The following is a 9835-nucleotide window of genomic DNA, read 5'->3' as shown; positions in this document are numbered from 1 at the left end:
CTTAGCGAGGCCGACGACGCCGCGGCGGCGTCGTCGGCCTGAACACGAGACCAGCGAACCGGCACGGGAGGCAGACCCCGGTGGAAACAACCTCGACCGCCCGGGTGCTGCGGGTGCTGCGCTTGGCCCTGCACGTGAGCTTCGCGGGGTTGTTGTTGCTGGGTGTGCTGCGCATGGCCTCGGACCCGCCCATGAAATTTGCCTGGTCACTGTGCCTGGCGTGCGTGCTGGCGGTCGTGTATCTGGTGGGTACCGTGTGGGAGAACCGGTACGCCCACGGTCGCAGCGACCGCAACCCCCGGTTCCTGGCCGCGCCGTGGCTAGTGGTGATCTCGGCGCTGTGGGGCGCTTTGGTCCTCATGAGCGAGAATTTCATTTCCGTGGTGTTCCCGCTGTTCTTCCTGTTCCTCCTGTTGCTCCCACGCGCCATTGCGTTGGCGTGCGTAGTGGTCCTGACGAGCGGGGTGGTGCTGTCCCAACGGCTGCACATCGGCGCCGAGGACTTCACGGCCGGCATGGTTTACGGCCCGGTGCTGGGAGCGGTGTTCGCGGTCGTCATGGCGTCCTCCTACCGAGCCATGTATCGGGACGTGCTCCGCTACCAGCGCACCCTGTCCGCTTTGGAAACCACGCGGACCGAACTGGCGCGCACCGAACGCGCCGCCGGTCAGGCCACCGAACGCGAACGCTTGGCCCGCGAGATCCACGACACCCTGGCCCAGGGTCTGTCCTCGATCGTGTTGATGTCCCGAGCGGCCCGGGCCTCTCTGTCACGCGATGATGTCCGCCGAACCGATGAGCGATTAGGGACCATCGAGACCGCCGCATCCGAAAACCTCGCCGAGGCCCGCAGGTTCGTCCACAACCTCTCGTCCCCGGCTCTGGCCGTTCCGTTGGCGGACGCGCTGCGCCAATTATGTGAGCGCACCACGGAAGAGGCCCGTGCGCGCGGCGATGAACTCACCGTGGCGTTCACCGAGGACGGCACCGGGCAGGCCGATTTCGCCCAACAGACCGTGTTGCTGCGTGCCGCCCAGACGTTGCTGGCCAATGTGGCCCAGCACGCCCGTGCGCAGCACGCCGTGGTCAGCTTGTCCTGGTGGGATCACGACGTGAGCGTGGACGTGGTGGACAACGGCGTGGGATTCACTTCGGATCGGGTGCCCCCGGCGGAGCCCTGCAACGGATTCGGCCTGCCCGGCCTCCATGACCGAGTGAGCGCGGCCGGTGGAACGGCCACCATTGAATCCGCCCCCGGTGACGGCACCGCGGTCACCGTTCGCCTGCCCCTGAATCCCCCGCCCGCGAACACCGCACCCCGGGTCGTGGACCCCGCATCGGGCGGCTCCGAACCGCCCCGCTCCCCAGACACCGACCTCCCCGGAGACACACAATGAGCACACGAGTCCTACTGGTCGATGATCACCCCGTGGTGCGCGCCGGACTGCGCGCCGTGCTGGAGGGCCTGCCCGACATCTCCGTGGTCGCCGAGGCGCGCGATGCCCTGTCCGCCCAGCAGCGCTCCCGTCACCACGACATCGATGTGGTGGTCATGGACATTCAAATGGGCCCCGGCCCCACGGGAATTGATGCAACCCGCGCCATTCGGGCGGCCGGCGGCCCTCCCGTGTTGATCCTCACGACCTACGACGCGCAGTCGGACATCCTCTCGGCCCTGGAGGCCGGCGCCACGGGATACCTGCTGAAGGACGCACCGGAGGAAACTCTGCGCCAAGCCGTTCTTGATGCCGCTGCCAACCGCCCCGTGCTTTCCCCACAAGTGACCGCGCAACTCGTGATGCGCACCACGAAACCCGCATCCGCTTTGTCTCCGCGTGAAATCGAAATCCTCAAATTGGCGGCCACCGGGGCGAGCAACCGGAACATGGCAAAACAATTGTTCATTTCCGAAGCCACCGTGAAAACGCACCTGGTGCACGTTTACAACAAGCTCGATGTCGACAATCGGACGGCCGCGATCAACCGAGCCAGAGAGCAGCGGATCATTTGAACCCGGCCGGTACAGCCCCGTGAGCTCGACGCCCGATCCCGTGACACGCTAATCCCGCAGTAGGGCCTCGGCCTGAGCCACGCATTCATGCACGCTGGCCGCCCGCCGTTCAATACCTTGAACGCGCGGGTCGCCTTCGGGGTCCCCAACCGGTTGATTTGCCGACGTCGCCGCGAAGCGCGCCATCGTCAGCGCCTCCGCCGTTTGCGCCATGGCGTTGCCGCTGCGGGACAGTTGGCGGTGGACGTCCGACAGGTAACCCCCCTTGGACGCGGGGATATCCTGGGTCTCGGATGGCGCGCGACGGTGGGCCTCCGCGCAGACCTCGCGCACTCGGGGCAGCAGATCCGCGAGGTCATTGGCGATCGGGATGGCTCCGGCACGAAGATCGGGGTCCGTTACGCCCTCCAACATTTGGTGGTACCGGTCCAGGCCTCGCTGGAAGCGATCATGAGCGCGCCGCCACACGCCGCGACCCAGTTCCTGGTCGTCGCGGCGAGTAGCCACGTAATCGCGCAAGAAACCCACACGGTGCCCCTTTCATACATGAACCGCCGCGTCCTAGACGCGGCGGTTCATGGTATCGCTTCAGCAGCACCGACCCTGCGGGTTGTGGTCCTGCCAGTCCTGATAATCCCTCCAGAACTCGCGTTCCGTCATGGGCCGACCGGGTTGCCCACTGGCCCGGTGGTAGTCGAGGTACTTCTCGTACTTGTCTGCGCCCAGCACTCCGTTGCCGAACCGAAGTGCGGAACGGGCCCATGACCGCGCAAGGCCCCCGAGCGGCGTCGCCCGTGAATTCGACATCAGTGGTGACCGTGGCCCGTGGGGACCCGTTGCTCGTACGGAAGGGCGTCCCATTGCCTGGCCAGCGCCTTTTCGGAGGGCGTGGAGATCATTCCCGACGGCGCGTAGTAGCGGGATTCCACGGCCGGGTCCTCGTGCGAGGCGCGCTGATGACCGCGCAAAGCCTTGACCATTTCAATGAACGCCATGACCACCACAATGATCGTGAGGACCGCGAACACGATGGACAGGGTGCCCTGCACCAGGGTGTTGCGCACCACGGCTTCCATGGCCTCGACATTCTGGGCGGTGCCCAGACTGGTCTCGCCGTTGGCCAATGCGTCCTTGAAGCGGAAGTGGTTGGCCCAATAACCCACGGTGGGATCCGAGGAGAAGATCTTGTGCCACGAACCCGTCATGGTGACCACCACGTCGAACAAGAGCGGGATCATGATGATCCACAGGTACTTGAACCGTTGGAGGTTCGCCGCGATCGCCAGGCACACCGCGAGCGCGATGGCCGCCAGTAGCTGGTTGGAGATACCGAACAGCGGGAAGAACGTGTTGATACCGCCCAGCGGGTCGGTCACGCCCAGAATCAGGATGGATCCCCAGCCGGCCACCATGATGGCCGTGGTGAGCCAGGCCCCGAGTCGCCAATCGGTGTCCCTGAACTTGGGAATGAAGTTGCCCAGGGTGTCGGTGAGCATGAAGCGAGCCACGCGAGTGCCGGCGTCCACGGCGGTGAGGATGAACAGCGCCTCGAACATGATCGCGAAGTGATACCAGAAGCTCATCATGGATGCGCCGCCGATCCACTGGTTCATGATGTGGGCCAGGCCCACGGCCAGGGTGGGCGCGCCACCGGTGCGGGACACAATGGATTCCTCACCCACGGCGTCCGCGGTGCCCTGCAGCAGCTCGGGTGTGACGTGCACGCCGGACAGGCCCAGTGAGTTCACGAAGGCGGCGGCGCCCTCAACGGTTCCCATGGTCACGGCCGGGGACGAGTTCATGGCGAAGTAAATGCCACGGTCGATCGAGACCGCGGCAACCAGCGCCATGATCGCCACGAAGGACTCCATGAGCATGCCGCCGTAGCCGATGAACCGGGTCTGGCGTTCCTTCTCGATCATCTTGGGGGTGGTACCCGAGGCGATGAGCGCGTGGAAACCGGACAGCGCACCACACGCAATGGTCACGAACAGGAATGGGAAGAGCGAACCGGAGAACACGGGGCCGTCGGAGCGTCCCGCGAACTCGGAGACCGCCGGAACGGTGATCTCCGGACGCACCACCACAATGGCGGCTGCCAGGAGCACGATGGTGCCGACCTTCATGAAGGTGGAGAGGTAATCACGGGGGGACAACAGCAGCCACACGGGCAGCACTGCGGCAATGAAACCGTAAATGATCACGCACCACGCCAGCGTGATGCGGTCCAGGGTGAACAGCTGGGCACCCAGCTCGGTGTCGGCAACCCACCCGCCGGCCACAATGGCCGCCATGAGCAGGACGAAACCAATGATGGAGATCTCCATGACCTTGCCCGGGCGCAGATAGCGCAGGTACACGCCCATGAACAGGGCGATCGGGATGGTCATCCCCACGGAGAACACTCCCCACGGGGACTCACCCAGCGCGTTGACGACCACCAGGGCCAGGATGGCCACGATGATGATCATGATGGCCAGGGTCGCAATGATGGCGGCGTAGCCACCCACGGTGCCCAGTTCCTCGCGGGCCATCTGGCCCAGGGAACGGCCACCGCGGCGCATGGAGAAGAACAGCACCAGGTAGTCCTGGACGGCACCGGCCAGGATCACGCCCACGATGATCCAGATGGTGCCGGGTAGATAGCCCATCTGGGCCGCGAGCACGGGACCGACCAGCGGACCGGCGCCGGCAATCGCGGCGAAGTGGTGACCGTACAGCACACGACGATCCGTGGGCATGTAGTCCTTGCCGTTGGCCATGTACTCCGCCGGAGTTGCCCTGCTGTCATCCGGGCGCGTGAGTTTGGCCTCGATGAACTTGGAGTAGAACCGGTACGCAATGAAGTAACTGCACACCGCGGCGAAGACGAACCAGATGGCGTTGACCGACTCACCGCGGGCAAACGCAATCATGACCCAGGCCAGGCCGCCCAGCAGGGCAATGCCGATCCAGAGCGCGATGCGCAGGGGCGTCCAGCGGGTTTGTTCGGCCTCGAGGACCTCGGGGTCCACGTGGTTGGGGGGTAAATCAGGGGCCGGGGTTCCTCCCGGTCGCGGAGAGCCCGCGGCGGGGCCGCGATGGGTGGTGCTCATGGGGAAGCTCCGAATCTTGTGTGAATTCACTCAGAATCCTTGGGGATTCCGCAAGTCGGAGTCTATTTCACATGAGGCGCATCACAAACCATCGCGGCGACCGCCGACACAGGACGGCTCTCACATGGTCAGGAGCACCTTGCCGATGTGCGAGCCGGAGTCGAAGTATTCATGTGCTTCGCGCACCTGATCCAAGGGAAAAGTCTTGGCCATGATGGGTCGGATTTCACCGGACTTCACGTGCGGCCACACAATCTGGCGCACCGCGCCCATGATCTGGGCCTTCTCGCTCAGGGGACGCGAACGCAGCGTGGTACCGATGACCGCACCTCGCTTGTTCATCAGGCGCCCGATGTTCAGCTCTCCCTTGACCCCGCCCTGCATCCCTATGATGGCGATGCGACCGTTGGTCGCCAGCGCCTTGACGTTGGGCTCCAGGTACTTGGCACCCACGACGTCCAGGATCACGTCCGCACCGTGGCCGTCGGTGAGGTCCATGACCCGCTCAACGAAGTCTTCGTCCTTGTACTTGATGGCCGTGGCGCCGAGCTCGGTCACGAAATCGGCCTTCTCCTGGCTGCCGACCGTGGCCAGCACGGTCAGTCCCAGCGCCGTGGCCACCTGGATGGCATGGGTTCCGATTCCACCGGTGCCCCCGTGCACCAGCAAGGTCTCCCCCTCCCGCGCGGCCGCTGCCATGAACACGTTGGAGAACACGGTGGCCGCCACCTCGGGCAGGCCCGCGGCCTCGACCAGATCCATCCCCTCCGGCGCGGGGAGCACCTGCGGCCACGGCGCCACCACCTTGTCCGCGTAGCCACCGGAATCCAGCAGGGCCACCACCTTGTCGCCCACGGTGAGTCCCGCTTCTGCCGGCACCTCGGGGCCGAGTTCGGCAATGGTTCCGGAGACTTCCAACCCGTACACGTCGCTCGCATCCGGCGGCACGGGGTAATTGCCCTGCCGCTGCAGCACATCCGCACGGTTGAGGCCCGCGGCCACCACCTGGATCAGCACCCCGTCCCCCGTGACCGAGGGATCGTCGATCTCCGTGACCTTCAGGACCTCGGGGCCACCCGATTCAACATCTCGCACCGCGCGCATGAATTCTCCTTCTTCGCTGGTTGTTCTCCTGCTGCTTCCATCCTGACGCGGATTGTGGGGCGCGGCTAGCCGACGACGCCGCTCGGCGGGTTCGCCACGCGCATCACCGGCCCGGGCGGCGTCGTATTGGCCCTGCGCCGTGGTGCCGTGGAATAATGACGTGTCGTTCGCGACCGCCCCCGCGGGCGGCCGCGAACGATCAGGAAGGTTGTCCGAGCGGCCTAAGGAGCTGGTCTTGAAAACCAGTGTGCGGTAACCCCGTACCAAGGGTTCAAATCCCTTACCTTCCGCCATTGACGAAGGCCCCCGGCGCTCCCCTTCAGGAGTGTCGGGGCCTTCGGGTCCCCGCCAGCGGTGATTTATGGTTCCCTATTACGGATTTCTTGCTCGTTTTCGGGGATAGGGAACCATAAATCCGCAGCGGCAACGTCAGAAGCCCACGGCCCGGCGGATCTCGTCGCTGATTCGCTCGAGGCGGACCTCCGCCGACCTGCGGGGGATCTCGGCATTGCCGTCGACCGGGAGAACCACTTCCAGGTAGCACTTGAGTTTGGGCTCCGTGCCGGAGGGGCGAACGATCACGCGGTCGTCGGCCTCGGTGCGCAGCAGCACACCCTCGGTGGGCAGCATCTCGGGTCCGCCCTTGGACAGGTCCGTGTACTCGACCACCGGGGAGCCGGCCAGGTCCGCGGGAGGGTTCTCGCGCAGCCGCTGCATGCCCTGCGGAATCAGTTCGAGATCGGCCACGCGGAACGTCAGCGGGGCCGTGGCGTAGAGCCCGTGCAACCGCGCCAATCGGTCCAGTTCACCCTGCACCGTGGCGTTGGAGTGCTTGAGCCGGTGCACGTAGGACGCCACCCGCACCGCGGTGGTGATGCCGTCCTTGTCGCGCACGGCCAGCGGGTCGGTGCAGTAGCCAATGGCCTCCTCGTAGCCGAACCGCAGCCCGGGCGTGCGGGCGATCCACTTGAAGCCGGTCAGGGTCTGGCGGAACTTCAGGCCGTGATGCTCAGCAATCCGTCCGAGCAACCGTCCGGAGACGATGGAGCAGGCCAGGGTGTCACCGCTGCGATCGGGGTCCGACGCCGCATGCTCACCCAAGAGTGCGCCCAGCTCATCACCGGTGAGCCGCCGCCACGTGGTGTTTCCGGTGTCCGAGACGCCCGGAATCGCAATGGCGCAGCGATCCGCATCCGGGTCCAACGCGATGACCACGTCCGCGTTGTCCTCCGACCCCAGCGCGAGGGCCAGGTCCATGGCCCCCGGTTCCTCGGGGTTGGGGAAGACCACCGTGGGGAATTCGGGATCCGGTCGCGCCTGCTCCGGAACCACCGTGACATTCGGGAATCCGGCGTGTTCCAGTACGCGCACCGCGGTCTCCCCGCCCACGCCGTGCATGGGTGTCAGGACAATGCGCACGTCCGAGGGTTCATCGGTGCCGCGCAGGGCTGCCGCGCGGGAGATGTATCCGTGGAGCAATGAGTCGCCCGCCCATTCCACGTCGGCGTCAGCACGGGGCACCTCGTTGGCTGGCGGCGCTGCGGCAATGCGTTCGGCGATGTGAGCGTCATCCGGGGGCACGATCTGCACGCCGCGCTCGTCGTCCGAATCCACCGCCCGACCGCCCAGGTACACCTTGTACCCGTTGTCCGCCGGAGGGTTGTGGGACGCCGTGACCATCACACCCGCGTCCGCACCCAGTTCCCGCACGGCATAGGCCACCACGGGGGTGGGCAGCTGGGCGGGCAACCGAATGGCCCGGCAACCCGCGGCAGCGAGGACGGCGGCGGCGTCGGCGGCGAAATCCGCGGAACCGTGGCGAGCATCGCAACCGACCACCACTACCGGACGCTCCCCCACCCGTTCGGTGAGGAAAGCCGCGAGACCGGCGGTGGCGCGAATGACCACCGCGCGGTTCATCCGGGATTCTCCTGCGCCCACCGCGGCTCGCAACCCTGCCGTGCCGAACATGAGCGGTCCGGAGAATCGGGAGGCGAGATCCGCCACGGCGGCACCGTCGCCCGCCTCAGCGCTCGCCGCGAGGGCTTCGAGTTCGGCGCGAGTGGCCGGATCCGGATCGCGCGCAATCCAGCTGCGCACGGCCGAGGAAAGTTCGGCGGTCAATGGTTCAGCGGTCATGCGTACCTCCGCGGGATGAGCGGGTGAATTAGTCGGACAGGCCGTCGAGCACGGCGCGGGATCCGGACAGGCCCAGTCGGGTGGCCCCGGCCTCGACCATGGCCAAGGCATCCTCGGTGCTGCGGATTCCGCCGGAGGCCTTGACGCCCAGTCGGCCGCCCACGGTGTCCGCCATGAGGCGCACGGCCTCGACCGTCGCTCCGCCGGCGGGGTGAAAACCCGTGGAGGTCTTCACGAAGTCCGCACCCGCCGCCTCGGCGGCCTGGCATGCGGCCACGATCTCGTCATCGGTCAGGGCCGCGGACTCAATGATGACCTTCAGTACCACGTTCGCGGGGCAGGATTCACGCACCATGGCGATCTCCGCCTGCACCTCATCCCAGGCCCCGGCCTTGGCCAGACCCAAATTGATGACCATGTCCACTTCATCAACGCCGGCGGCCACGGAATCCGCGGCCTCGGCGGCCTTGACGGAGGCCTCATGGGCTCCGGACGGGAAACCGCACACGGTGGCCAGCTTGACGCCGTCGGGCAGTTGAACGGTCAGCCGCGACGGCGAGACACAAATGGAGAAGGTGCCCAGCTCACCGGCCTCGCGGGCCAGCTCGTTCACCTGCTCCGCGGTGGCCTCGGGCTTGAGCAGCGTGTGATCGATCATCGTGGCCAGTTCGGCGCGGGTGGTCATGAAATTTTCTCCTTGGTTCGGTGAGTCGGGCGGTAGGTGAGGTCAGGAAATCCGGTCGAGCACGATGTCTTTGCGCGCGCCGGTACCCTCGGCCGCCCGGGGATCAATGGTGTAGCCACCGCGCAGGGAATCCAGCGCGCGGTCGAAACGGTCCGGGGTGTCCGTGTGGAGGGTGAACAGTTTCTGACCCTTGGTGATCGTGTCGCCGGGAACCGCGTGGATCTCGATACCGGCACCGGCCTGCACGGGATCCTGCTGGCGAGCGCGGCCGGCACCCAGGCGCCAGGACGCCACACCCACGGCAAGCGCGTCCATCTCGGTCATGACGCCGTCTTCTTCGGCCGTGACCTCGTGGGTGTCGGTGGCCACCGGCAGCGGGGCGTCCGGGTCGCCACCCTGGGCGGAGATCATGCGCTTCCAGGTGTCCATGGCGCGGCCGTCCTTGAGGGCCTCCGCCACGTCCGGGTCCGTGACGCCCGCCGCCTCGAGCATTTCCTTGGCCAGGGCAAGGGTCAGGCGAACGACGTCGCTGGGGCCGCCACCCGCCAGGACCTCCACGGACTCGCGGACCTCCAGGGCGTTGCCCACGGTCAGGCCCAGGGGGCGGGACATGTCGGTCAGCAGCGCCACGGTGTTCACCCCGGCGTCCGTTCCGAGGTCGACCATGGTGCGCGCGAGCTCGCGGGCGTCCGCTTCCTTCTTCATGAACGCGCCGGGGCCCACCTTGACGTCCAGGACCAGGGCGCCGGTGCCCTCGGCGATCTTCTTGGACATGATCGAGGAGGCGATCAGGGGAATGCA

9 protein-coding genes and 1 tRNA gene are annotated in these 9835 nt (G+C 66.5%); 3 read left to right on the top strand and 7 right to left on the bottom strand.

Going from position 1 to position 9835, the window contains the following annotated elements; all coding sequences use genetic code 11:
* The first annotated feature begins 80 nt into the window (after positions 1 to 80).
* Together Q4E95_RS08765 and Q4E95_RS08760 are read left to right on the top strand one after the other, a co-directional pair.
* Positions 81 to 1397 (top strand): sensor histidine kinase, encoded by a 1317-nt coding sequence (locus tag Q4E95_RS08765; protein ID WP_303382941.1) that lies wholly within the window; start codon positions 81 to 83, stop codon positions 1395 to 1397.
* On the top strand, positions 1394 to 2011 hold the full coding sequence (locus Q4E95_RS08760) for a response regulator transcription factor (protein WP_303382940.1): 618 nt from the start codon (positions 1394 to 1396) through the stop codon (positions 2009 to 2011). The genes Q4E95_RS08765 and Q4E95_RS08760 overlap by 4 nt, the downstream gene beginning before the upstream one ends.
* A 48-nt stretch (positions 2012 to 2059) precedes the next feature.
* Here the strand turns inward: Q4E95_RS08760 and Q4E95_RS08755 are convergent, their stop codons facing one another.
* The 4 genes from Q4E95_RS08755 to Q4E95_RS08740 all read right to left on the bottom strand — a co-directional run bounded on the left by Q4E95_RS08755 (position 2060) and on the right by Q4E95_RS08740 (position 6210).
* Positions 2060 to 2539 (bottom strand): hypothetical protein, encoded by a 480-nt coding sequence (locus Q4E95_RS08755; protein ID WP_303382939.1) that lies wholly within the window; start codon positions 2537 to 2539, stop codon positions 2060 to 2062.
* A 60-nt stretch (positions 2540 to 2599) separates the two neighbouring features.
* Complete coding sequence (locus tag Q4E95_RS08750) at positions 2600 to 2818, bottom strand: YbdD/YjiX family protein (RefSeq protein WP_303382938.1); 219 nt, start codon at positions 2816 to 2818, stop codon at positions 2600 to 2602.
* Positions 2818 to 5106 (bottom strand): carbon starvation CstA family protein, encoded by a 2289-nt coding sequence (locus tag Q4E95_RS08745; protein WP_303382937.1) that lies wholly within the window; start codon positions 5104 to 5106, stop codon positions 2818 to 2820. The genes Q4E95_RS08750 and Q4E95_RS08745 overlap by 1 nt, the downstream gene beginning before the upstream one ends.
* A 120-nt stretch (positions 5107 to 5226) precedes the next feature.
* Positions 5227 to 6210, bottom strand: coding sequence for an NAD(P)H-quinone oxidoreductase (locus tag Q4E95_RS08740; RefSeq protein WP_303382936.1), 984 nt, complete (start codon positions 6208 to 6210; stop codon positions 5227 to 5229).
* Between the two features lie 202 nt (positions 6211 to 6412).
* Between Q4E95_RS08740 and Q4E95_RS08735 the strand changes: the two genes are divergently transcribed.
* Positions 6413 to 6503, top strand: a tRNA-Ser gene (locus Q4E95_RS08735).
* 136 nt (positions 6504 to 6639) lie between these two features.
* Here Q4E95_RS08735 and Q4E95_RS08730 read toward each other — a convergent pair.
* From Q4E95_RS08730 to Q4E95_RS08720, 3 genes are all read right to left on the bottom strand, one after another.
* The gene (locus Q4E95_RS08730) at positions 6640 to 8349 is read right to left on the bottom strand and encodes a phospho-sugar mutase (RefSeq protein ID WP_303382935.1); all 1710 of its coding nucleotides are present in this window, start codon (positions 8347 to 8349) and stop codon (positions 6640 to 6642) included.
* 28 nt (positions 8350 to 8377) lie between these two features.
* Positions 8378 to 9034 (bottom strand): deoxyribose-phosphate aldolase, encoded by a 657-nt coding sequence (gene deoC / locus Q4E95_RS08725; protein WP_303382934.1) that lies wholly within the window; start codon positions 9032 to 9034, stop codon positions 8378 to 8380.
* A 42-nt stretch (positions 9035 to 9076) separates the two neighbouring features.
* Positions 9077 to 9835 (bottom strand): thymidine phosphorylase (locus Q4E95_RS08720; protein WP_303382933.1); only part of this gene is annotated, 759 nt, incomplete at its 5' end.

This window comes from Kocuria sp., from assembly GCF_030536815.1.
Lineage (GTDB): Bacteria > Actinomycetota > Actinomycetes > Actinomycetales > Micrococcaceae > Kocuria > Kocuria gwangalliensis.
Note: the sequence above shows the minus strand (reverse complement) of the source record. Positions and strands in the feature narration are given on the sequence as shown.